This is a genomic window from Peribacillus sp. Aquil_B1, from assembly GCF_022603275.1.
In the GTDB taxonomy this organism is placed as follows: domain Bacteria; phylum Bacillota; class Bacilli; order Bacillales; family DSM-1321; genus Peribacillus.
Genome location: NZ_JAKXEE010000003.1, coordinates 239,952 through 262,187, shown reverse-complemented (window position 1 = coordinate 262,187; position 22,236 = coordinate 239,952). Strand labels below are relative to the sequence as shown.

Genomic DNA, 22,236 nt, shown 5'->3' with positions numbered 1-22,236 from the left:
ATGGCAATGGATAAAATTGTGATAAAAGGCGCCAGGGCCAACAATTTAAAGAATATTGATATCACGATACCGAGAGACAAACTTGTTGTGCTGACCGGGTTATCCGGATCTGGAAAGTCTTCCTTGGCTTTTGATACGATTTATGCAGAAGGGCAAAGACGTTATGTAGAATCACTGTCCGCTTATGCTCGTCAATTCTTAGGCCAAGTGGATAAACCGGATGTCGATGCGATCGAAGGTTTGTCACCAGCCATTTCCATAGATCAGAAAACGACCAGTCGAAATCCTCGTTCAACCGTAGGGACTGTTACGGAGATCTATGATTATTTAAGGCTGTTATTTGCACGGGTCGGCAGGCCGACCTGTCCGATCCATAATATTGAAATCACCTCACAAACGATTGAGCAAATGGTGGACCGCATTCTTGATTATCCTGAGCGAACCAAGCTTCAGGTATTGGCACCGCTTGTCTCAGGCAGAAAAGGTACACATGCGAAGGTTTTGGAAGAAGTTAAGAAACAAGGATATGTCCGCATTCGTGTGAACGGGGAAATGCATGACCTCAGCGATGAGATCACTCTCGAAAAAAATAAAAAACATTCGATTGAAGTCATCATAGACCGGATCGTCATTAAAGAGGGTATCATGGCAAGGCTTGCAGATTCATTGGAAAGTGCTTTGCAGCTTGGTGAAGGCAAGGTCATCATTGACGTCATGGGTGAGGAAGAGCTGCTGTTCAGTGAACATCATGCTTGTCCATACTGCGGATTTTCGATTGATGAGTTAGAGCCTAGAATGTTTTCCTTCAATAGCCCGTTTGGTGCCTGCCCGGATTGTGATGGCTTGGGGGCAAGGCTTGAGGTGGACCGTGATCTGGTCATCCCGAATAACGAATTAAGCCTCCGTCAACATGCGATTGCGCCATGGGAGCCGACGAGTTCTCAATATTATCCTCAGCTCCTTGAAGCGGTGGCCAACCATTATGGGATAGATATGGATGTGCCCGTTAAGGATTTATCGGAAGAGAAGCTGGATAAGATCTTGCTTGGTTCAGGTAAAGATAAGATATATTTCCGTTATAAAAATGATTTTGGAAGAGTGCAAGAAGGATATATTCCTTTTGAAGGAGTTTTAAGAAACATCGAAAGGCGCTTCAAGGAGACGAGTTCTGACTTTATTCGTGAGCAAATGCAGAAGTACATGTCAGAACATCACTGTCCAACCTGTAAGGGTCATCGATTGAAAAAAGAGAGTCTTTCCGTGCTCATTCAAGGGGTCCATATAAGTGAAACGACAGCTTTATCAGTGGAGGATGCGTTAGTATTTTTCGATGAGCTTGATTTGACTGAAAAAGAAGCTGCAATTGCGAGATTGATTTTACGTGAAATTCGTGAGCGGCTCGGTTTCCTGGCAAATGTAGGTTTGGAATATTTGACGTTGAGCAGGGCAGCGGGAACATTATCAGGCGGTGAAGCGCAGCGTATAAGATTGGCGACGCAGATCGGTTCCCGATTGACGGGAGTCCTATATATTTTGGATGAACCTTCAATTGGGCTGCATCAGAGGGATAACGATCGCTTGATCGAAACATTGAAGAATATGCGCGAAATCGGCAACACCCTCATTGTTGTCGAGCATGATGAAGATACGATGATTGCTGCGGATTATTTGATTGATGTTGGACCAGGAGCAGGAGCGCATGGAGGGGAAATAGTGGCCGCTGGAACGCCGGAAGAGGTCATGAATAACCCTAAATCCTTAACGGGGCAATATTTAGCAGGGAAGAAATTCATTCCTTTGCCATTGGAACGCCGGAAAAATGATGGCCGTGTCATTGAGATAAAAGGTGCCAAGGAAAATAATTTGAAAAACGTTAATGTGAAATTCCCGCTTGGGGTCTTTACAGCCGTAACGGGAGTCTCAGGATCTGGGAAAAGTACATTGGTGAATGAGATCCTCCATAAGTCATTGGCTCAAAAGCTGAACCGGGCAAAAGCCAGACCTGGCGATTTCCGTGAAATCAAGGGAATTGAGCATTTAGATAAAGTCATTGATATTGACCAATCACCGATCGGCAGAACCCCACGATCCAATCCAGCTACCTATACGGGTGTATTCGATGATGTTCGTGACGTGTTTGCCTCGACTAATGAAGCGAAGATCCGCGGTTATAAAAAAGGAAGGTTCAGTTTCAACGTGAAGGGCGGACGCTGTGAGGCCTGCCGTGGTGATGGCATTATCAAGATTGAAATGCATTTTCTCCCAGATGTCTATGTTCCATGTGAAATCTGTCATGGTAAACGGTATAACCGGGAAACTCTTGAAGTGAAATATAAAGGGAAAAACATATCCGACATTCTCGATATGACAGTCGAGGAAGGCGTTAGTTTCTTTGAAAATATCCCAAAAATCAAACGGAAGCTACAAACGATTTATGACGTTGGTTTGGGTTATATCAAGCTTGGACAGCCTGCCACCACTTTATCAGGCGGTGAAGCGCAAAGGGTGAAACTTGCTTCTGAATTGCATCGCCGATCCACTGGGCGCTCCTTCTATATCTTGGATGAACCAACTACCGGTCTACATGTCCACGATATAGCAAGGCTGCTCCAAGTTCTGCAGCGGCTGGTTGACAATGGGGATACCGTTTTGGTTATCGAGCATAATCTGGATGTCATCAAGACAGCGGACCATATTATTGACCTGGGACCGGAAGGCGGAGATAAGGGCGGTACGATCGTCACTTACGGAACACCTGAAAAAATATGTGAAGTTTCCGAATCGTACACGGGAAAATACTTAAAACCTGTACTTACCCGTGATCAAATCCGCATGGAAAATTGGATTGAAGAAAAAGAAACGGAGCATGAACATGCTTAAAAGAACAAGCCATCAGGCTTGTTTCTGTTTGTAGAAACAAGGGGTTCGAAACGGTCACCATTCCGAACCATCATTTAAAAAAAAGACTAGATTATCCTTCATGATTTTTTACTGTAATCCTTATTGGATGGAAGAAATATGCGACACTCCTGCCGAATAACTGGCTAGCCAAGACCCCACAGGCGCATGCGTTGAGGAGGCTTGGCAGACAGTCGGCGGAAAGGGAGCGGATTTCTGAAATCAATTGGAATGGTTTTTATAAAAAACTGTACGCAAACCGGCTTTTCTTAGAACCTGTCTACAATCGGAGGTACGGAACGTCATCCCGAGCCATGATTTTAAGATAAGACTAGATTATCCTTCATGTTTTTTTACTGTAATCCTTATTGGATGGAAGAAATATGCGACACTCCTGCCGAATAACTGGCTAGCCAAGACCCCACAGGCGCATGCGTTGAGGAGGCTTGGCAGACAGTCGGCGGAAAGGGAGTGGATTTCTGAAATCAATTGGAATGGTTTTTATAAAAAACTGTACGCAAACCGGCTTTTCTTCGAGTTTATCTACAGTCTGGAACAAGCCATCAGGCTTGTTTTTTTGTAGAAAAATGACGGTGTGGATTTAATTAATCATTTGATTAAAGAATAGGGAAACAAGATATTTCCGGGGAAATCATACATCCTCCTTTTCGGAAATTGTCATTTTCCTTTGTCGAATGATGGGAAAAACGGTATTTATGAAACTTTTTAGATATCTAGGCGTATGTATGAATAAAATGATAGAAGAAAGCGAGGAATGTTCATGCAGGAGGAAAGAAAGAAGATTTTAGAAATGATTCAGGATGGAAAGTTATCAGCGGAAGAAGCTATGGGCCTTTTGGAAGAATTAGAAAAAGCCAGTCAGGAAAGTGAAGTTAAGGAGCAGAAATTGCAAAATGAATTATCGACGGTAGTCGTGGATAAGAAAAGCGAAGAAAGCACTCAGGATACGTTTAAAAAGAATATCCAGTCATCGAAAGAAAAGATTATTGATTTCGTTGAAAGTGCTTTTAAGAAAATCAAAGAAACGGATCTTGATTTCAATTTCGGAAAATCTGTGGAGGTCAGTCATATTTTCCAGCATGATCATGATTTCCTGGATGAGGTTGATGTAGATATTGCAAATGGGAAAATAAAAATCGCCGCATGGGACCATAATGATGTCCGGGTTGAATGCCAAGCTAAGGTATACCGTGTGGAAGAAATAGAAGAAGCCAGGAAAAACTTTTTGGAAGAAGTCGATTTCACGATTGAAAATGGAAAATTGAAGTTCAAGGTACGTGAAAAATCCATAAAGGTTGATACGATCATGTACATCCCAAGAAAGGAATACGAGGACATCCATGTAAGGATGTTCAATGGCGCAATCACGATTGAATCACTGAAATCAGAGAAGCTTAAAGCGAAAACGGCGAATGGTGCCATTCATATCATGCAGGGTACGGGTGATTTCTGTGAGCTTGAAACAGGTAATGGGATGATCACCATTTCAGATACCAACTTTAATGACTTGGAAGCCGAGACCCTGAATGGAGCCATTAATGCTGATGGATACTTCAAGAAATTGGATGTCCAAACATTCAATGGGGAAATCATCTGTACGAATTCAGGGATGGATTGCGATTCGATCCATGCTAAGTCAGTCACAGGAAAAGTCCAGCTGACCCTGCCGCCAGGTAAGGCGATCGAAGGAGAATTGAAATCAAATTTAGGAAGCTTTAATGTAACTTTGGAAGGGATGACAATCATCGAAGAGAAAAGTGATGTGGTTCAGAAGGTCCTTAAGTTTAAGACGGTTAAAGAAGCGGTTCCTGTGCTTCATGTTTTTGCAGAAACCAAGACTGCAGCGATAACGGTTTCCTGAAGAAAGGGAAAGCCCGTTGATACCACTGGCGGATCAAACTGCAGGCAAACTCGATGGAAGACGAGTTTGCCTGCAGTTTTTTTATGGCTTGTATGATTTGGATGTGGATATCCGCTCAAGAAACTCGCTTTTCGCGGGCGGCCGTGGAGCCTCCTCGGCTTGCGACTTCTGGGTCTCCCCTTGACGCGCTTTTCCCGAAGGAGTCTAGTACCTTCCTCTCCAATCAGCCTTGTTATTAAATTTAGATAGTAACCATACCCAATGAGTTGGTTCGGGAACATCATTTGATGAAAGATACGTTTTCTAATCCCTATTGTCTGCAAAGTGAGCCTGCCAATATAAATGGGCGGGCTTTCTTTTATTTTGATGTAAGGATCCATAATATGTTCCTCTCTTCTCTTTCCAGTTCACGTGGCCAATCCGGGTGGAGTGAATAAAAAAACAATAAATCGATAATGCTTTGTTTGGTTATTAACAGAAAAATGCTAAAATAGAAAAAGTATCTCAAAAAATAGCATCGCTCCTAAAGGAGGAAAGATATATGGCAAAAGTCCGTACAAAGGATATAGTAGAAGCGTTCGGTCTAGAACTTATCAGTGGGGAAGAAGGAATTAACAGACCAATCGTCACGAGTGATTTATCTCGTCCCGGACTTGAAATAGCCGGTTTTTTTGATTATTATCCCGCAGATCGAGTACAGCTTTTAGGTATGACGGAGATGTCCTTTTTTAATCGGCTGAATGAACCGGATCGAGTACAGAGGATGGAAGAGTTATGCAGGGACTTTACTCCAGGCATCATCATTACGCGTGGTCAGGAAGTGCCGATAGAATTGATCGAAGCTTCTGAGCGGGAATCCGTTCCTGTGATGAGATCTAATATGAAGACAACAAGGTTATACAGCCGTCTGACCAATTTCCTAGAAAGCAGGTTGGCACCAACTACTGCTGTTCATGGTGTATTGGTGGATATCTATGGCTTAGGTGTGTTGATCACCGGGAAAAGCGGCGTCGGTAAAAGTGAGACAGCCCTGGAATTAGTGAAACGGGGTCATCGTCTGGTAGCCGATGACTGCGTCGAAATCCGGCAGGAAGACCAAGATACGCTGGTCGGGAATGCCCCGGATTTAATCGAACATCTTCTAGAAATAAGAGGATTGGGAATCATTAATGTAATGACACTTTTTGGAGCTGGCGCAGTTCGCAGCAATAAAAAGATCTCGATCGTCATCAATCTGGAACTATGGGAAAAAAACAAGCAGTATGACCGGGTGGGCCTTGATGAAGAAAAAATGAAAATCATCGATACGGAAGTGACGAAAATTACCGTACCTGTCCGTCCAGGACGAAATTTAGCTGTCATCATTGAAGTGGCAGCCATGAATTACCGCCTGAAGCGAATGGGAGTAAATGCAGCGGAACAGTTTTCAGATCGCTTGAACCATGCCATTGCAGATCCGGAACATGATGAATTTTAAAAGGTTATAAGAAAAGAGGGGACAAAATGGAACAAGGAATACAGCCGCTGAATCCAATCGCGATAGATCTAGGTCCCATCCAAGTACATTGGTATGGACTAATCATCGGTTTCGGTGTGTTATTGGGTCTTATTATCGCTTTGAGGGAATCTGAGCGAAGAGGTCTTGATAAGGAAATTTTTACGGACATGATTTTGTTTGCTGTCCCAATCGCGATCATTAGTGCCCGTATTTATTATGTGATCTTCCAATGGGAGTACTATTCACAAAACCCGGGGGATATCATAAAAATATGGAATGGCGGAATTGCCATACATGGTGCGTTGATCGGGTCGGTACTGACTGCTATCGTGTTTGCCAAGGTCAAGAAAGTGTCATTTTGGAAGCTGGCTGATATTGCTGCACCGAGCTTATTGTTGGGTCAGGCGATTGGCCGTTGGGGTAATTTCATGAATCAGGAAGCGCATGGGGGAGAAATAACAAGGTCATTCCTGGAAAATATGCATTTGCCTGAATTCATCATTAATCAAATGTACATAAACGGTACGTATTATCATCCAACCTTTTTGTATGAATCGATTTGGAATATCGTCGGTGTCATTATTCTCTTGAGTTTAAGGAAAGTGAACTTGCGCAGGGGGGAACTATTTTTAACCTATGTAATATGGTATTCCATCGGTCGTTATTACATTGAAGGTTTGCGGACGGATAGTTTGATGCTGACGGAATCGCTGCGCATCGCACAAGTGATCTCGATTGTGTTGGTAGCAGCAGCCATTGCTTTAGTGGTCTATAGAAGGGTCCGCGGCCATGCAGACAAAAGATATTTAGATGCATAGGGAATATGTGTAAGGGAGAGGGCATAGTGATAGTAGATTCGGTTAAAAAAGGACTTCTTTCAGGCTTGAATACAACCTGGTCTTTGGGAAAAGTGATATTTCCAGTTACTCTGATCGTTACTGTGCTTCAATATACACCTGTTTTGCCATTCATCATTAACTTGATAGCGCCTTTGATGAATCTCATCGGTCTTCCAGGAGATGCGGCAATTCCGCTCGTGTTAGGTAATTTCCTGAATTTGTACGCAGCGATCGCTGGCATATTAACGCTTGATTTGACTGTGAAAGAAGTTTTTATTATCGCTATGATGCTATCTTTTTCACATAATTTATTGATCGAGTCAGGTGTGGCGATGAAAACCGGTGTTAAGCTGTGGGTCATCCTGACAGTACGGATCGGGCTTGCGCTTTTGTCAGCAGTCGTCATCAATCTTGTTTGGCAGGGCGGATCTGAAATGGCCCAAGGAGTGGCTATCGGGGAGGCCGCAGAGATTAACGGAGCGGGTGCAATCCTTTTACATGGAATCATCCAGGCCCTTTCCGGAATTGCCCAGCTGGCAGTCATCGTTATTCCGCTCATGGTGGCGGTTCAAATCATGAAAGATTTAAAATGGCTGGAAGCCTTCTCGAAAGCCCTTGCACCCTTCATGAAGGTCCTGGGGATGAAGACGAATGCTTCCATGCCTTTCGTTACAGGCCTGACTCTAGGCTTGGCATATGGGGCAGGGGTGATGATTCAAGCGGCTAAAGAGGATAATGTTTCGAAGAAGGATATGACGATTGCATTCATCTTTTTAGTCGCCTGCCATGCTGTTGTAGAAGATACACTGATTTTTATTCCGCTGGGGATTCCGGTCTTGCCGTTATTACTTATTCGGATACTCACTGCCATTGTTTTAACGATGGCCGTTGCGTATATATGGAATCGGGCTGACAGGGTACAGAGAAAGGAAGCTGTATATGAACAGTAACATAACTACATTATTATTTGATCTTGATGGGACGTTAATCAATACAAATGAATTGATCATCGCCTCTTTTACAGAAACGTTAAACCACTTTTGTCCTGGAAAGTTCAATCGGGAAGATATCATTCCATTTATCGGACCGACTTTGGTCGATACTTTCTCTTCCATTGATCCAAAACGAGTGAAAGAAATGATCGCTTACTATCGGGAGCATAATTGGAGGAACCATGATTTGCTTGTCACACAATTTGACGGAGTGTTCGAAACCGTTCAAACATTGAAGCAGAGCGGCTATAAATTGGCAGTCGTTACGACAAAGAAGCGTGATGTCGTCGAAAAGGGCCTGGCTTTAAGCAAACTGGATCAATTCTTTGATGTGGTGGTCACATTGGATGAGGTGGAAAAAGCAAAGCCGGATCCAGAACCTTTGGTAAAAGCTTTAAATCAACTCGGTTCGGTTCCTGAAGAAGCGATCATGATTGGCGACAGTTATCATGATATTCTGGGCGGGAAGAACACAGGTACAAAAACGGCAGGGGTCTCATGGTCCATTAAAGGCCGTGAATTTTTGGAAAGCTATCACCCTGATTATATGCTTGAGCAGATGGCGGATTTATTGAATATCGTTGAGGTTGAAAAGCTCACGGAGGCTAGAAAATGAGACGCACGTCCCGCTATCCAGTTGAAGGGGCTAATTCACTATGGCATGTATATAAGACTGTTCCATTCTGGAAAGTCGTCAAGAACTTTGTGGTGATACAGCTAGCGCGTTATACGCCTTTTTTGGGCATGAAGAATTGGCTGTACAGGACTTTTTTACATATGAAAGTCGGGAAGCATACTTCGTTTGCCTTGATGGTCATGCCCGATGTGATGTTTCCGGAAAAAATATCAGTTGGAAGAAATACTGTCATTGGCTATAATACGACGATCCTTGCTCATGAATATTTGATTCAGGAATATCGTTTAGGAGATGTAGTCATTGGGGATGAAGTATTGATTGGAGCCAATTCTACCATTCTTCCAGGACTTTCAATCGGAAATGGGGCGATTGTCTCTGCAGGTACGCTTGTCCATAAGGATGTTCCTGAGGGAGCCTTCGTCGGGGGAAATCCAATGAAAATCATATATACCAAAAAAGAAATGCTTGAGAGGGAGCAGCAAACTTCATTATGAAAAAAGGACTTGCCCATATATGCGGCAGGTCCTTTTTAATGGCATTTTGGGTATAACGGAGTCAGTTCATTCTTTAGATGCTCCATGACTTCGTTGATTGATATATATTCCTGGTTCACCGTCGCTTCATACGTTTCTTTTAAAATTCGAAAAAACCTTTCCTGTGCCTGTTTATCCATATTGAGCTTGTCCTCCTATCATCTATTAAAGATTTATGAAGAGGGGACTGAACAACTTCAGCCCCATATCTCATTTATCTATTTCCGATTTCAATAAATCGGCAACCAATACATACCGTTCCGGTGCACTACCAATATATGAAAAAGGATAGCAGGTTGTTACTGTAAGTGTGGCTTTAGGCTTGGGAACGATCACGGTACGGTCATCTGCATCGACGATACGAACCTTTCTCACTTTATATGTAAACGAACCGGCTTCTGTCTTGGCAATCAGCAAGTCGCCCTCGCCGACTTCACCTAGATCTCTGAAAATTGTATCTCGGTGACCGGATAAAACGGAATTATCCTTTTCACCGGGAAGGACGGACCCCGCATAATGGCCGACGCCCTTTTCGAGTTCATCTTCGTCCGTTCCGTGGTAAATCGGGAGTGTTGCCTCGATTTTTGGAATATAAAGCTCACCCATCAAATCACCTGTCCCCGGTCGTTCTTCATATAGTTCAAGCCCATCGGGAATATTTGCCTTCGCCTTCGGTTCGGGGAGCTTTGCCGTCGCTTCCGTTGTATCAGACTTATTCCATTTATATAGGGCATAGCCTTTTAACAGTGTATAGGCGTTTGTCGTTGTAAAATAAAAACCTAAGGTCAAAAAGCAAACAGCAGTGATGAGTAACCATTTTTTCTTATGTCTGGATTGCCTATTTTTGCTCATCTTAATTAGTTAGTCTCGCTTTTCTGATCAATCCGAAAGCGATGCCCATCATCACTAAACCGATTAAAGCACCGAATAAGTAATGACCGGCTGTTTTAGGAAGCACTCCGCCTTTTTCCGTTTTATGTGCAGGTTTTGTAGATTTTGCAGGTTTCTTCTTTTCTTTTTTTACCTCAACCACTTTAGAAATGACCTCGGTGGACCGTTTAATGTCATTGCCGGTTTCTTTCACTAAATCGGAACCGATCATTTCACCTGTCAATTTAAAATCGAGCAAAAAATTGCCGTTTAAATCATAAATGGAAACTAGTAAACTAGCATTCGTCAATTCCTTAAGCTGGAATAAAGCCTCAAGGGATAGGTTTGTCGTGACACCATCCTGAATTAAAGCGAATTTGAATTGAATTTGCAGCAAGCTTTGAAGATCATTATATATGGAAAGCAATTCAGCCACTTGTTCTGCAGACAATTCATCAATTGTTTCAAAATAATCAAGTTGATCCATCCTATCGGAGATCGCCATTAAACGAGCTTCAAAAGAAGGGTCTTCGACGATAGGCAAAAGATGGTTCATGAATCTGTCGAGCTCTTCGTCTGTAAGGCCGATCTCAGTAAAGAGGCCATCCATTAAATCGATGATCTCTTCATCATATTCCATCTCTTCCTCATCATAATCCAGTTCTAAATCGATGATATCCTCAATGTCGTAAATGAAATGGAAGGTGTCGATGATGGAATCTCCCTCTTCCAGTTCGCCGTATTCTATTAATAATTCCGTAAGTTCCGCTTCTGTCATATCATATTGTTTAAGTAGATTCTGTAAGGTCTCAGGAGTGACGGCCGGTCCTAATGTATCACGCAACTCTTCTATTGATTCCAGTTCATTCAATGTTAAGTCGTAATAGGATAAATAATCTTCCAAATCTTCTTGTGTCATTCTAACTTCAGAAAGGTATGCATTAAGCTCATCCTGGTTGATTTTTGTTGACGCAAAAGCCTTTGTTCCGCTTAAACCCAGTGAAAAAAGAACGATAAGTGCCACAAAAAACGAAAAATATTGTTTCATTACCATTTCCCCCTAAAATTATCTAATATTGCCAAACTCCTAAATATTATAAATCAGCTAAACCAAAAGGTATACATTAATAACAATGAATGGTTAAAGATAGGAATAATCATCTGGGTAAAAAGGTATGACTCCTTGCGTTTGGACTTAAATCGATCAAGAAGAATATTGAAGCCGGCCATGGTTTGAAGTAATGGAATTAGGCATATTATCCTTGACGTAAGGTGGGGGCAGGGGTAAACTATTAATAACTTCAACCTGCTACCATATTAGCGAACTAAAGTAATTTAATAGATTATTGTGAGTATTTATATGATTATGTCATTTTATTTGATACTATTTTTATATGTTATCCGAAATTTGGATTTAAACGTAAAACCTTGGAAAGATAAAGGGATAAACAAAATAAGGAATGGATGCATCGGTTTTTGCCTAGAGGCGGACCGATTGGATATATAGTAATCAATACAAAAGGATGTGCAGTCGTGACAAAGCCATTTATGTTTGAAAAACCGTTAGGCATGAGAGATACATTGCCAGTGCTGTATGAAACGAAAGTGTTGGCCAGAAATAAAATGAGTGATGAAATCAAGAAGTGGGGCTATCAATTTATTGAAACGCCTGCTTTGGAATATTATGAAACGATTGGCGAGGCTTCGGCAATATTGGATCAACAGTTGTTTAAACTTCTTGATTCCCAGGGGCATACGCTCGTACTCCGTCCTGAGATGACAGCTCCCATTGCAAGGGTCGCAGCTTCCAAACTGTTAAAAGAGCAAATTCCGCTTCGTCTGGCCTATTCCGCGAATTTATACCGGGCACAGCAGCGTGAAGGAGGCAGGCCGGCAGAATTCGAACAGATTGGTATTGAGTGCATCGGAAATAAGTCCATTAGTGCCGATGCTGAAATGATTGCCCTGCTTGCGGATGCTCTTAAGGCTGCCGGGCTTCAGGAATTTAAGATTTCCATTGGACATATTGGATTTCTGCAGGAATTTTTCTTGAGCATTCTAGGTACGGAGGAAAGAGCCTCTATATTAAGAAAGTTTTTGTATGAAAAGAATTATGTTGGTTATCGCGAGCATGTTAAATCACTGCCGCTTTCATCCATTGATAAACAACGGCTTATCGAATTCACCTCACTAAGGGGCAGTGAAGGGAACCTGAAAAAGGCGCTGGGGTTGGTTGAAAATAATAAAGGGCAGGATTCTTTGGCTGAACTGAAGGAATTGTCTGCGCAGCTGAAAGAATTTGATGTCGAACAATATGTGAGCTTTGACTTAACATTGGTCAGTCATATGAGCTATTACACGGGAACTTTATTTGAAGTGTATGCCGGACAAGTCGGTTCGCCAATCGGCAATGGCGGCCGGTATGATAATCTGCTTGAGAAGTTCGGCTGGAATGCTTCGGCCACAGGTTTTGCAATCCGGGTTGATCGTCTTGCAGAAGCTCTTGGGGAGCCGATCCAGCCTGTCGCGCCAGAATGTATTTTATACAGTCCCGAACGAAGATTGGAAGCCATTGAATTTGCAAGAATTAAACGCTCCGAAGGGAAATCGGTAACGATTCAAGATATTACGGTCGTCCAAAATGTCGATGCCTTTACACGGACATTTTCTGAAGTTCATTTATTCGTAGGGAATGGGGGGTATGGAAAAGATGAATAATAGCTTTTTAACGATTGCCATGCCGAAAGGAAGAATCTTTGAAGAAGCGGCAGAGCTATTAAGAAGGGCCGGTTTTCGTCTCCCTCCCGAGTTTGATGATTCCCGAAAATTGATCCTTGAAGTGGAAGAGGAGAATCTGCGGTTCATTTTAGCTAAACCGATGGATGTCGTAACCTACGTGGAACACGGCGTCGCTGACATTGGAATTGCAGGAAAGGATGTCATGTTAGAGGAAGAACGTGATGTCTATGAGTTACTTGATTTGAAAATCAGTGCCTGCTATTTAGCTGTAGCTGGACTGCCTGGTACGAAAATAAGTGACATCGCCCCCAAAATAGCCAGTAAATATCCGAATGTTGCCTCCGGTTATTTTCGCGAGCAGGGGGAGCAGGTCGAGATTATAAAGTTGAATGGGTCTATTGAGTTAGCGCCGTTAATTGGTTTGGCTGAACGAATCGTCGATATCGTTTCTACGGGGAGGACATTGAAGGAAAATGGTCTTGTGGAATATGCAAAAATCGCTAATGTGACTTCGAGGCTGGTGGCAAACCCTGTCAGCTATCGAATTAAAGAAGCAAGGATTACCGAAATCGTGGAACGGCTAGCAGAAATTATTGAATAGTAAAGAATAGCTAATGAGGTGAAGGTATGAAAATAGAACGGTTTGCTGAAGGGATTTCACTGAAACGCTCGGTTGATGCAGGTACTGCCGATCAAAGAAAAGCGGTTCAGGATATTATCTATGATGTCAGGAAAAGCGGAAACGCCGCTTTACATACCTATACCGAACGTTTCGATGGTGTCAGTGCAGGGGAATTGCTTGTATCGGAACGGGAAATGGAAGAAGCAACAGCATCCTTAAATGCGGAGCAGCTTGATATTTTACAAGAAGCCGCGAATAATATTCGCATGTTTCACGAGAAACAAATTCGAAATTCATGGTTTACGACTGATGATACGGGAACGATGCTAGGACAAAAATTAACACCTCTTGATGCTGTAGGTGTTTATGTACCTGGGGGCACGGCAGCTTATCCTTCGTCAGTACTGATGAATGCGTTGCCTGCGAAGGCCGCGGGGGTGGAACGGATCGTTATGGTGTCTCCGCCAGGGAAGGATGGAAAATTATCGCCAGCGGTTTTGGCAGCTGCCAAAATTGCCGGAGTTAAGGAAATCTATAAAGTTGGCGGGGCACAGGCAATAGCTGCTCTAGCTTATGGGACGGAAACGATTAAGAAAGTGGATAAAATAGTGGGTCCGGGCAATATATATGTGGCGTTAGCGAAGCGGGAAGTATTCGGAGATGTAGCCATTGATATGATAGCAGGTCCAAGTGAAATAGCGATACTTGCGGACGAATCCGCCATCGCCGCTGAAGTTGCGGCAGACTTGCTATCACAGGCGGAGCATGATGCCCGTGCTTGCAGTGTTTTGGTCACGACGTCAACATCTCTTGCAGAAGAAGTGGCCGCAGAAGTGACCAAGCAGGTGGCGTTACTTCCACGCCATGATATTGCTGCAGCATCCATAAGGGATTTTGGAAGGATCGTTGTATGCGGGAATATGGCTGAAGCTGTCGAAGCGATTAATGAACTTGCACCTGAACATTTGGAAATTGTGGCCAATGATGCACTTGAAATCATGGCAAAAATCCGGCATGCCGGGGCAATCTTCATTGGCCGTTTTAGTTCGGAGCCCGTCGGGGATTACTTTGCAGGCCCCAATCATGTGCTGCCTACCAATGGAACCGCCCGTTTTTCCAGCCCGCTGAATGTGGATGATTTCCAAAAGAAATCAAGCATCATCATGTATAGTGAAACGGCCTTCCGCAAAAATGCAGAAAAAATCGCAGCATTTGCCCGAATGGAAGGACTTGAAGCTCATGCCCGTGCCATTGAATCACGTGGTGTGAATGAATCCGGGAAATAGTCCTGTAATATTAAAATACGCGAAATCATTGATATAAAGACTTTTGACATGCTTTTACATCTTGGGAAAAGGGGTCTTACCCCGTTGAGGAGGAGTTGTAATGGAACGTTTTGCTAGTGTGGAGCGAAAGACGAATGAAACGGAAATAAGTTTGAAGTTTGGTGTGGATGGGGAAGGTAATTCCTCCATTAAGACGGGCGTTCCGTTTATGACGCATATGCTTGATTTGTTCACGAAACACGGGAAGTTTGATTTGACCGTAGATGCAAACGGGGATACAGACGTCGATGATCATCATACAACTGAAGATATTGGCATTTGCTTAGGGCAGACGTTATTGGAGGCCCTTGGAGACAAGCGCGGGATAAAGCGTTACGGAAATGCTTTCGTACCCATGGATGAGGCACTCGCCCAGGTTGTCATCGATTTAAGCAATCGTCCGCATCTAGAGTTCCGGGCTGAGTTCCCTTCGCAAAAGGTCGGTACTTTCGATACTGAACTCGTGCACGAGTTTCTTTGGAAATTCGCTCTTGAGGCCAGGATGAACCTGCATGTAGTCGTTCATTACGGTCACAACACACATCATATGATCGAAGCGATATTCAAAGCGCTGGGACGTGCATTGGATGAAGCGACGACCATCGATCCACGTGTCAAAGGCATCCCTTCGACGAAAGGAATGTTGTAAAAATGATCGGAATCGTCGATTATGGCATGGGGAATTTATTTTCAGTAAGTAAAGGGCTTGAGCGCCTTGGTGCCGATTCATTCATTTCCGATGACCCAAACGAACTTTCAAAGTCGAAAGGAATCATACTTCCCGGAGTTGGCTCTTTCAGGGATGCCATGAGTCTCTTGGAAAAACAAAAGCTGGATGAATTCCTGAGGGAATATGTAGCTGATGGAGGTTATCTATTAGGAATCTGCCTTGGTATGCAGCTTCTCTTTGATGAAAGTGAGGAAAATGGACCGGCTAAAGGATTATCCCTCATCCCGGGAAAAGTCGTTCGTTTTAAGGGAGTGGATGCGAATGACCAGGTTTATAAAGTCCCGCACATGGGCTGGAATCGCCTCGAATTTAAACACGCATCACCAGTGAATGAGGGGCTGGAAGAGGAGCATGTTTATTTCGTCCATTCCTACTACGTCGATACCGATGAATCATTCGTCACTGCTTCGGCAAGGTATGATGTGGAAGTGCCTGCGATCGTCGGTAAAGGGAATGTGTTCGGCATGCAGTTCCATCCGGAAAAAAGCGGGAAGATGGGCATGTCACTGTTAAAAAATTATCTGTCATTAGTAGAAGGGAAGGAAGAAGCATGAGCAACTTTACGATTTATCCGGCGATTGATATGCGTGGAGGCAAATGCGTCCGCTTAATCCAGGGAGATTACAATCAGGAAACCGTTTATGGCGATTCCCCCTTTGATATGGCAAAAAGCTTTGCGGACCAAGGAGCCGATTGGATACATATGGTCGACCTTGACGGAGCTAAAGAGGGAGTACGCATCAATGATTCATACGTTATCAAAGCGGCAAGTGAGTTAGGTGCCCGCATTCAAATCGGCGGCGGCATCCGTACGGAACAGGATATAGCCCATTACCTGGATAATGGTGTGGAACGTGTCATTCTAGGCAGCACGGCTGTTTCAGACCCTGATTTCACTAAAGATATGATTAGGAAATATGGAAGCCATATCGCAATCGGAATCGATGCGAAGGATGGCAGGGTTGCCACTCATGGTTGGCTTCAAACGTCTGGGACCCTTGCGATAGATCTTGGTAAATTACTGGCCGATTCTGGTGCAGAGACATTTATTGTGACCGATATCGCGACGGATGGGATGCTTTCAGGTCCGAATGTGAAAGGTATATTGGCCATGGCGGAGGCAACCGGTAAAAACGTGATTGCTTCGGGCGGCATTAGTTCACTCGAAGACCTTAACACCCTCAAAGAGTATGAATCCCAAGGCATTGCAGGGGCAATCATTGGCAAGGCGCTTTATACCAATCGCTTTACTGTAGAAGAAGCACTAGAAAAGGTGCGTGGTTAAATGCTCACTAAACGAATTATTCCATGTCTCGATGTAAAGGATGGGCGCGTAGTCAAAGGGATACAATTTGTTTCCCTTAGGGATGCAGGAGACCCGGTCGAACTCGCAGCCTTTTACGACCAAGAAGGTGCCGATGAGCTTGTCTTCCTGGATATTTCCGCATCACATGAAGGCAGGGAAACGATTGTCGACGTCGTTCAAGCGGTAGCGGGCAGCTTGGCAATCCCGTTCACGGTGGGCGGCGGCATTAATTCTTTGGCGGATATGAAGAAGATCCTCCGAGCTGGTGCCGATAAGGTTTCCTTAAATACAGCAGCCATTCTGCGCCCTGATCTAATTAATGAAGGTGCTGATTATTTTGGTTCTCAATGTATCGTGGTCGCCATAGACGCCCGATATGAAGAAGAGCTTGGGTCATGGCGCGTATATACCCACGGCGGCAGGAAACCGACTGAATGGGAAGTGATCGAGTGGGCGCAGGAAGCCGTAATCCGCGGTGCAGGTGAAATACTATTGACAAGCATGGATTGTGACGGCGAGAAACAAGGGTTTAATATCGCTTTGACAAAAGCGGTATCCGAAGCCGTTTCGGTGCCGGTCATCGCCTCAGGCGGTGCTGGCAACGCTGAGCATTTCCAGGAAGCCTTCCAAGAAGGTAAAGCCGACGCAGCATTAGCCGCATCGATTTTTCATTATAAAGAAACATCCGTCAAAGAAGTCAAAACGTTTCTCAAACAACAAGGAGTGGTTGTACGATGAATCTTGAAACTATTAAATACGACGAAAAAGGCCTGATACCGGCAATTATTCAAGATGCAGGAACCGGCGAAGTGCTGACACTTGCTTACATGAATCAAGAATCACTGCAATTGTCGATTGAAAAAGGTGAAACGGTATTCTTCAGCCGTTCGCGCAATGAATTATGGCATAAAGGAGCAACCAGCGGTAATACCCAGAAAATCATCGAAATGAAGTATGACTGCGATCAAGATGCATTGGTCGTTCGGGTCGTTCCTGCAGGTCCTGCGTGCCATACAGGGGCAACAAGCTGTTTTAGCGAAACGATTTACCAAAACAGTGAAGCCGGACAAGACGTGAAGGCGAATGTGACTTTCTTGACGGAATTGGAAAAATTGATTGAAAAAAGAAAATCGGAAATGCCTGAAGGTTCATATACTACCTACCTATTCGATAAGGGCGTTGATAAGATTCTGAAAAAAGTCGGTGAAGAAGCGGCAGAAGTGATCATTGCTGCTAAGAACCGCGATGCAGAGGAACTTTCGATGGAAAGTGCCGATCTCCTCTATCACTTATTCGTTCTTCTTCAGGAGCAGGAGTTGCCTTTCCAAGCAGTGCTTGATGTATTGAAGGCTAGACATGCCGATAAGGACGAACCGAAAGAAACCGAATGAATGTTGATCGCCCTCCGTCAATAGGAGGGCTCAAACTGAAGACAAACTCGATGAAAATCAAGTTTGTCTTCAGTTTTTTTATGGCTTGTACAATTTGGACGTTGATTACCGATCCAGGCACCCGATTTCCGCGGGCGGTCCGCTCTCGGCTTGCGCCTGCGGGGGTTTCCTTAGACGCGCTTTCCCGCCGGAGTCTCTTTTTGGCCGTCTTTGCGACTATGAAAGATAATCTTGACTCCCCATTTAAATAGGAATATACTCCAATTTTTTCTTGAAGAAAGCATGGTGTTTTCCATTTTCCATTTTCTTGAATTGTTCGGCAAATTTACTCCAATATGTTATAATACTATGGTTAATCAACTTGAAGATGGAGGATTACATGAGTAAAGACTCTAAATTTGGCCAACAGGCAAAAATTCTAACTTTTCACCCAACAGGTGAGTATTATTTCACCAAGGGTTTAAAAGCTTATCATAGACGAGAACTACCTAAATCAAAAAAATACCTGGAACGTGCGCTGGAACTTGAACCCGCTGAACCGATGATAGCCTGTCAATTGGCAATCACTTGCTCGGAAATCGGAGAATATAATTATTCAAACAACCTTTTGGAAAACATCTTGGATGTGATGGATCCCTATATGTCGGAATGCCATTACTTCCTTGCGAATAATTATGCCCACTTAGGCATGTTCAAGGAGGCTTATCGTCACGCCAGTGCTTATCTTGATAAAGAAGAAGACGGGGAGTTCAGCGATGACGCAGAGGACCTGCTTGAATTGATAACTTTTGAGTCGGATGAATCAGAAGAAAATCCATTTAAGCATGATGGGCTCATTACCAAACAGGAACAAGCCCGTGAGTACCTTGAATCAGGCAATTTTCCAAAGGCAATCGAAGTACTGAAAGAAACGATTGCCGAGTACGAGGATTACTGGTCCGCTTATAATAACCTGGCACTTGCCTATTTCTATCTCGGTCAAGTAAATGAAGCCTTTGCAACACTTGATGAGGTACTGGAAAAAAGTCCAGGAAACCTGCATGCGCTTTGTAACCTTGTTGTTTTTCATCATTATCAACAGGATGAAGAAAAGGTTGAAGAGCTCATACACATGCTGGAGAAAATTAGGCCGATGCTATCCGAACATCGTTTCAAGCTTGGAGCGACCTTCGCTTTGATCGGAAACTATGCTTCTGCATATAAATGGCTGAAAGGACTCCAAAAGCAAGGGTTCGAGGGAGATGGAACCTTTTACTATTGGTTAACCATTTCCGCTTACCACCTAGGCCATGAACAGGCTGCCCAAAAGGCATGGAAAAAGGTCGTGGAAATGAATCCGGAAAAGGAAGGCATGGAGCCCTGGGGAGATATGAATGCAACTTCAGATGGTTTTGAACATCATTTTCCTTCTATTATAAAAAGGCTGGAAAGTGAATTCATCGAAGAAAGGTTGTTTGCCATTTTCCTTCTGAAACATTCGGTTCATAAACAGAAGCTATTGAAAAACCAGGTCCTTAACCTTAATCAGAATTTCACTGATTTGGAACGTGATTATGCTGAACTAGTTCAAGCTCCCGCTAAAGATCGGCAATTAACACCGATTGATTTTGCCGATCGCACAGCTGAGTTATTATATCAGCATTTCCAACCGATACAATTAAATGAAGCCGGGCTGTATTTAATGTGGTTTTCCGTCTTCATCGAAGCGGTGAAATCCGAGCAGAAGCTAAATAATCCAGCAGGATGGGCATCAGCGGTGGAGTACGTGTGGAATCAGCTTAAAAATGAGAAGGCGAGCAAACAGGCAATCGCAGACAAACATTTCATATCGGTGTCCACCTTATCAAAGTACGTAAAATTGGTTCAAACCTTGCTTGGATGAGCAGATATTTGGACGAAAAATTATTTGTTATATAGGATAATAGGTAGGGAACACTAACCGTAGTGAAGGTTCCATTTGTAATGGAATATGGAGGAGTGAAAACATGTCTGAAAAAATTTATGACGTTGTTATTATTGGAGCTGGTCCTGCAGGGATGACGGCGGCTGTCTATACATCACGTGCGAACCTTTCAACATTGATGTTAGAACGCGGAGTACCGGGCGGGCAAATGGCCAATACAGAGGAAGTTGAAAATTATCCTGGATTCGACACTATACTCGGGCCTGAACTTTCAACGAAAATGTTTGACCATGCAAAGAAATTCGGTGCGGAGTATGCCTATGGGGATGTTAAGGAAATCATCGACGGTGAAGAGTATAAAACGATCAAAGCCGGTTCCAAGGAATTCAAGGCTCGTTCAATCATCATTTCATCTGGTGCCGAATACAAGAAAATCGGCGTTCCCGGCGAAAAAGAATTGGGCGGCCGCGGTGTATCGTATTGTGCAGTTTGTGATGGTGCATTCTTCAAGCAAAAAGAACTATTCGTTATCGGCGGCGGAGACTCTGCTGTTGAAGAGGGTGTGTACTTAACTCGCTTTGCTTCAAAAGTGACGATCGTTCACAGACGTGACGAACTTCGTGCTCAAAAGATTCTACAAGATCGTGCATTTGCCAATGAGAAAATTAACTTCATCTGGAATCATACTTTGAAGGAAATCAATGAAGAAGGCGGCAAAGTCGGCGGTGTCACACTAGTTTCCACTGAAAATGGAGAAGAGACAGTGATGGACGCAGACGGTGTATTCATTTATATCGGAATGCTTCCGCTAACTAAACCATTTGAGAGCTTGGGCATCTTGAATTCCACAGGCTATATTGAAACGAATGATCGAATGGAAACACGTGTCCCTGGTATTTTTGCTGCTGGTGACGTTCGTGAAAAAACATTGCGCCAAATCGTTACAGCTACAGGCGATGGAAGCATTGCCGCTCAATCGGCTCAGCATTTTTTTGAGGAACTTCAAGAAAAATTGCAGCCTAAGGCTTGATTTCACTAGAATATACAATCGTAATTCCGTTTTAACGATGTTGTAACACGCGTGAAATAATGATTGGGTATAGTATGGGTAGAAGTTGACCCCCTTTAATTATAAACGTTTAAGGACACAGATTAAGTTTCTGTGTCCTTTTTTTTGTTTCCTGCTTTAAGACTATATCTTTGGTTCCAATTTTTAGGATGTTCCCAAATGATTTATAATGTGAAGTAAGCCCGCCCTTTGCATTTAGGCAGCGAAAGTGGAGAAGAATAGGAGTTAAGCAGGATAAAGGCTTATCTCCGTGATTCCTTGCGAATGAATATTCCCCCAATGCAGGAAGTTTACTTTATTGTTAGCTCATTTCAAAAATAGTATAATGATAAGATATACTAAACATATATATCATTCATAATGGTAAGAAGATGAAAAATACAACTTGTTTGAACTATTAGCATTTGTAAATCGCCAAATGGATATCTAGCGGCGGTTTAAGGATATAAACTGAATCTCTTCAACACGGGGGAGTGAAGGTTTCTATAGTCGAGCAGAGCCGATTGAGGTGAAGAACGTGCAACGTGTCACAAACTGTGTATTGATCAAAGATAATCAAATCCTCTTATTAAAAAAGCCTAGACGCGGATGGTGGGTAGCTCCAGGCGGAAAGATGGAGCCTGGGGAATCTGTACGCGATGCTTGTATTAGGGAATATCGTGAAGAAACGGGCGTTTATTTAAAAAATCCTTCCATCAAAGGTATTTTCACCTTCATTATGAAGGACGGAGATAAGGTATTGTCGGAATGGATGATGTTCACTTTCTTTGCAACGGATTCCGATGGTGTAAATGTGGATGTTTGTGAAGAAGGGGAACTTAGCTGGCATCCGGTCGAAGATGTTAAAAAGCTGATGATGGCTGAAGGTGATTTTCATATCCTGGACTATATGGTTCATGGAAGTGGAATCATTTATGGAACCTTTACCTATACACCAGAGTTTAAGCTGCTTTCTTACCGATTGGATCCAGGTTAATTTTCACATATAAAAAAGATTGCTAT

General features: G+C 43.4%; 22 protein-coding genes. 18 read left to right on the top strand and 4 right to left on the bottom strand.

All coding sequences use genetic code 11. The annotated features are described in order from the left end of the window. The gene (gene uvrA / locus MPH60_RS19440) at positions 1 to 2,880 is read left to right on the top strand and encodes an excinuclease ABC subunit UvrA (RefSeq protein WP_241593117.1); all 2,880 of its coding nucleotides are present in this window, start codon (positions 1 to 3) and stop codon (positions 2,878 to 2,880) included. Positions 2,881 to 3,679: 799 nt separating this feature from the next. Next, positions 3,680 to 4,780: a DUF4097 family beta strand repeat-containing protein gene (locus MPH60_RS19435; protein WP_241593118.1), complete on the top strand. Its 1,101-nt coding sequence runs from the start codon at positions 3,680 to 3,682 to the stop codon at positions 4,778 to 4,780. On the opposite strand, the gene MPH60_RS19430 is transcribed toward MPH60_RS19435, so the two are convergent. After that, a complete protein-coding gene (locus MPH60_RS19430; protein ID WP_241593121.1) occupies positions 4,735 to 5,160 on the bottom strand; it encodes a hypothetical protein in 426 nt (141 codons plus the stop codon). The genes MPH60_RS19435 and MPH60_RS19430 overlap by 46 nt on opposite strands. 161 nt (positions 5,161 to 5,321) lie before the next feature. Here MPH60_RS19430 and hprK point away from each other — a divergent pair, with 161 nt between their 5' ends. From hprK to MPH60_RS19405, 5 genes are read left to right on the top strand one after another with little or no spacing between them, the layout of a single operon-like run. Further along, positions 5,322 to 6,257 carry an HPr(Ser) kinase/phosphatase gene (gene hprK, locus MPH60_RS19425; RefSeq protein WP_137016681.1) on the top strand — a complete coding sequence of 312 codons (936 nt, stop codon included), beginning with the start codon at positions 5,322 to 5,324 and terminating at the stop codon, positions 6,255 to 6,257. Between the two features lie 26 nt (positions 6,258 to 6,283). Next, positions 6,284 to 7,096 (top strand): prolipoprotein diacylglyceryl transferase, encoded by an 813-nt coding sequence (gene lgt / locus MPH60_RS19420; RefSeq protein WP_241593123.1) that lies wholly within the window; start codon positions 6,284 to 6,286, stop codon positions 7,094 to 7,096. Positions 7,097 to 7,122: 26 nt separating this feature from the next. After that, positions 7,123 to 8,067: a nucleoside recognition domain-containing protein gene (locus tag MPH60_RS19415; RefSeq protein WP_241593125.1), complete on the top strand. Its 945-nt coding sequence runs from the start codon at positions 7,123 to 7,125 to the stop codon at positions 8,065 to 8,067. Beyond that, complete coding sequence (gene ppaX / locus MPH60_RS19410) at positions 8,057 to 8,725, top strand: pyrophosphatase PpaX (protein ID WP_241593127.1); 669 nt, start codon at positions 8,057 to 8,059, stop codon at positions 8,723 to 8,725. The genes MPH60_RS19415 and ppaX overlap by 11 nt, the downstream gene beginning before the upstream one ends. After that, positions 8,722 to 9,240: an acyltransferase gene (locus tag MPH60_RS19405; RefSeq protein ID WP_241593129.1), complete on the top strand. Its 519-nt coding sequence runs from the start codon at positions 8,722 to 8,724 to the stop codon at positions 9,238 to 9,240. Before ppaX ends, MPH60_RS19405 begins: the two co-directional genes overlap by 4 nt. 35 nt (positions 9,241 to 9,275) lie before the next feature. On the opposite strand, the gene MPH60_RS19400 is transcribed toward MPH60_RS19405, so the two are convergent. From MPH60_RS19400 to MPH60_RS19390, 3 genes are all read right to left on the bottom strand, one after another. Further along, positions 9,276 to 9,419 (bottom strand): hypothetical protein, encoded by a 144-nt coding sequence (locus MPH60_RS19400; protein ID WP_241593131.1) that lies wholly within the window; start codon positions 9,417 to 9,419, stop codon positions 9,276 to 9,278. 70 nt (positions 9,420 to 9,489) lie between these two features. Then, positions 9,490 to 10,131 carry a class D sortase gene (locus MPH60_RS19395; RefSeq protein ID WP_241593132.1) on the bottom strand — a complete coding sequence of 214 codons (642 nt, stop codon included), beginning with the start codon at positions 10,129 to 10,131 and terminating at the stop codon, positions 9,490 to 9,492. 1 nt (position 10,132) lies between these two features. Next, positions 10,133 to 11,197 carry a processed acidic surface protein gene (locus MPH60_RS19390; RefSeq protein ID WP_241593133.1) on the bottom strand — a complete coding sequence of 355 codons (1,065 nt, stop codon included), beginning with the start codon at positions 11,195 to 11,197 and terminating at the stop codon, positions 10,133 to 10,135. A 500-nt stretch (positions 11,198 to 11,697) separates the two neighbouring features. On the opposite strand from MPH60_RS19390, the gene MPH60_RS19385 reads away from it, so the two are divergent. The 11 genes from MPH60_RS19385 to MPH60_RS19335 all read left to right on the top strand — a co-directional run bounded on the left by MPH60_RS19385 (position 11,698) and on the right by MPH60_RS19335 (position 22,210). Then, the gene (locus tag MPH60_RS19385) at positions 11,698 to 12,867 is read left to right on the top strand and encodes an ATP phosphoribosyltransferase regulatory subunit (protein ID WP_245406393.1); all 1,170 of its coding nucleotides are present in this window, start codon (positions 11,698 to 11,700) and stop codon (positions 12,865 to 12,867) included. Next, positions 12,860 to 13,489: an ATP phosphoribosyltransferase gene (hisG, locus tag MPH60_RS19380; protein WP_241593134.1), complete on the top strand. Its 630-nt coding sequence runs from the start codon at positions 12,860 to 12,862 to the stop codon at positions 13,487 to 13,489. Before MPH60_RS19385 ends, hisG begins: the two co-directional genes overlap by 8 nt. A 26-nt stretch (positions 13,490 to 13,515) precedes the next feature. After that, a complete protein-coding gene (gene hisD, locus MPH60_RS19375; RefSeq protein WP_241593135.1) occupies positions 13,516 to 14,796 on the top strand; it encodes a histidinol dehydrogenase in 1,281 nt (426 codons plus the stop codon). Positions 14,797 to 14,896: 100 nt separating this feature from the next. Then, the gene (gene hisB / locus MPH60_RS19370) at positions 14,897 to 15,484 is read left to right on the top strand and encodes an imidazoleglycerol-phosphate dehydratase HisB (RefSeq protein WP_063233950.1); all 588 of its coding nucleotides are present in this window, start codon (positions 14,897 to 14,899) and stop codon (positions 15,482 to 15,484) included. A 2-nt stretch (positions 15,485 to 15,486) separates the two neighbouring features. After that, positions 15,487 to 16,119 carry an imidazole glycerol phosphate synthase subunit HisH gene (hisH, locus tag MPH60_RS19365; protein ID WP_241593136.1) on the top strand — a complete coding sequence of 211 codons (633 nt, stop codon included), beginning with the start codon at positions 15,487 to 15,489 and terminating at the stop codon, positions 16,117 to 16,119. After that, complete coding sequence (gene hisA, locus MPH60_RS19360; protein ID WP_241593137.1) at positions 16,116 to 16,850, top strand: 1-(5-phosphoribosyl)-5-[(5-phosphoribosylamino)methylideneamino]imidazole-4-carboxamide isomerase; 735 nt, start codon at positions 16,116 to 16,118, stop codon at positions 16,848 to 16,850. The genes hisH and hisA overlap by 4 nt, the downstream gene beginning before the upstream one ends. Continuing rightward, a complete protein-coding gene (gene hisF / locus MPH60_RS19355) occupies positions 16,851 to 17,609 on the top strand; it encodes an imidazole glycerol phosphate synthase subunit HisF (RefSeq protein WP_241593138.1) in 759 nt (252 codons plus the stop codon). Beyond that, the gene (gene hisIE / locus MPH60_RS19350) at positions 17,606 to 18,262 is read left to right on the top strand and encodes a bifunctional phosphoribosyl-AMP cyclohydrolase/phosphoribosyl-ATP diphosphatase HisIE (protein WP_241593139.1); all 657 of its coding nucleotides are present in this window, start codon (positions 17,606 to 17,608) and stop codon (positions 18,260 to 18,262) included. The genes hisF and hisIE overlap by 4 nt, the downstream gene beginning before the upstream one ends. Before the next feature lie 379 nt (positions 18,263 to 18,641). Continuing rightward, entirely contained in the window at positions 18,642 to 20,144 is a 1,503-nt protein-coding gene (locus MPH60_RS19345) for a tetratricopeptide repeat protein (protein ID WP_241593140.1), read from the top strand. A 103-nt stretch (positions 20,145 to 20,247) separates the two neighbouring features. After that, positions 20,248 to 21,195, top strand: coding sequence for a thioredoxin-disulfide reductase (trxB, locus tag MPH60_RS19340; protein WP_241593141.1), 948 nt, complete (start codon positions 20,248 to 20,250; stop codon positions 21,193 to 21,195). Positions 21,196 to 21,751: 556 nt separating this feature from the next. Beyond that, positions 21,752 to 22,210 (top strand): NUDIX hydrolase, encoded by a 459-nt coding sequence (locus MPH60_RS19335; RefSeq protein WP_063233957.1) that lies wholly within the window; start codon positions 21,752 to 21,754, stop codon positions 22,208 to 22,210. Positions 22,211 to 22,236: the final 26 nt, after the last annotated feature.

What these genes read in the sequence shown, in the direction of transcription:
- uvrA (WP_241593117.1), top strand. Translation starts at nt 1, where the DNA reads ATGGCAATGGATAAAATTGTGATAAAAGGCGCCAGGGCCAACAATTTA.
- MPH60_RS19435 (WP_241593118.1), top strand. Translation starts at nt 3,680, where the DNA reads ATGCAGGAGGAAAGAAAGAAGATTTTAGAAATGATTCAGGATGGAAAG.
- MPH60_RS19430 (WP_241593121.1), bottom strand. Translation starts at nt 5,160, where the DNA reads ATGGATCCTTACATCAAAATAAAAGAAAGCCCGCCCATTTATATTGGC.
- hprK (WP_137016681.1), top strand. Translation starts at nt 5,322, where the DNA reads ATGGCAAAAGTCCGTACAAAGGATATAGTAGAAGCGTTCGGTCTAGAA.
- lgt (WP_241593123.1), top strand. Translation starts at nt 6,284, where the DNA reads ATGGAACAAGGAATACAGCCGCTGAATCCAATCGCGATAGATCTAGGT.
- ppaX (WP_241593127.1), top strand. Translation starts at nt 8,057, where the DNA reads ATGAACAGTAACATAACTACATTATTATTTGATCTTGATGGGACGTTA.
- MPH60_RS19405 (WP_241593129.1), top strand. Translation starts at nt 8,722, where the DNA reads ATGAGACGCACGTCCCGCTATCCAGTTGAAGGGGCTAATTCACTATGG.
- MPH60_RS19400 (WP_241593131.1), bottom strand. Translation starts at nt 9,419, where the DNA reads ATGGATAAACAGGCACAGGAAAGGTTTTTTCGAATTTTAAAAGAAACG.
- MPH60_RS19395 (WP_241593132.1), bottom strand. Translation starts at nt 10,131, where the DNA reads ATGAGCAAAAATAGGCAATCCAGACATAAGAAAAAATGGTTACTCATC.
- MPH60_RS19390 (WP_241593133.1), bottom strand. Translation starts at nt 11,197, where the DNA reads ATGAAACAATATTTTTCGTTTTTTGTGGCACTTATCGTTCTTTTTTCA.
- MPH60_RS19385 (WP_245406393.1), top strand. Translation starts at nt 11,698, where the DNA reads ATGTTTGAAAAACCGTTAGGCATGAGAGATACATTGCCAGTGCTGTAT.
- hisG (WP_241593134.1), top strand. Translation starts at nt 12,860, where the DNA reads ATGAATAATAGCTTTTTAACGATTGCCATGCCGAAAGGAAGAATCTTT.
- hisD (WP_241593135.1), top strand. Translation starts at nt 13,516, where the DNA reads ATGAAAATAGAACGGTTTGCTGAAGGGATTTCACTGAAACGCTCGGTT.
- hisB (WP_063233950.1), top strand. Translation starts at nt 14,897, where the DNA reads ATGGAACGTTTTGCTAGTGTGGAGCGAAAGACGAATGAAACGGAAATA.
- hisH (WP_241593136.1), top strand. Translation starts at nt 15,487, where the DNA reads ATGATCGGAATCGTCGATTATGGCATGGGGAATTTATTTTCAGTAAGT.
- hisA (WP_241593137.1), top strand. Translation starts at nt 16,116, where the DNA reads ATGAGCAACTTTACGATTTATCCGGCGATTGATATGCGTGGAGGCAAA.
- hisF (WP_241593138.1), top strand. Translation starts at nt 16,851, where the DNA reads ATGCTCACTAAACGAATTATTCCATGTCTCGATGTAAAGGATGGGCGC.
- hisIE (WP_241593139.1), top strand. Translation starts at nt 17,606, where the DNA reads ATGAATCTTGAAACTATTAAATACGACGAAAAAGGCCTGATACCGGCA.
- MPH60_RS19345 (WP_241593140.1), top strand. Translation starts at nt 18,642, where the DNA reads ATGAGTAAAGACTCTAAATTTGGCCAACAGGCAAAAATTCTAACTTTT.
- trxB (WP_241593141.1), top strand. Translation starts at nt 20,248, where the DNA reads ATGTCTGAAAAAATTTATGACGTTGTTATTATTGGAGCTGGTCCTGCA.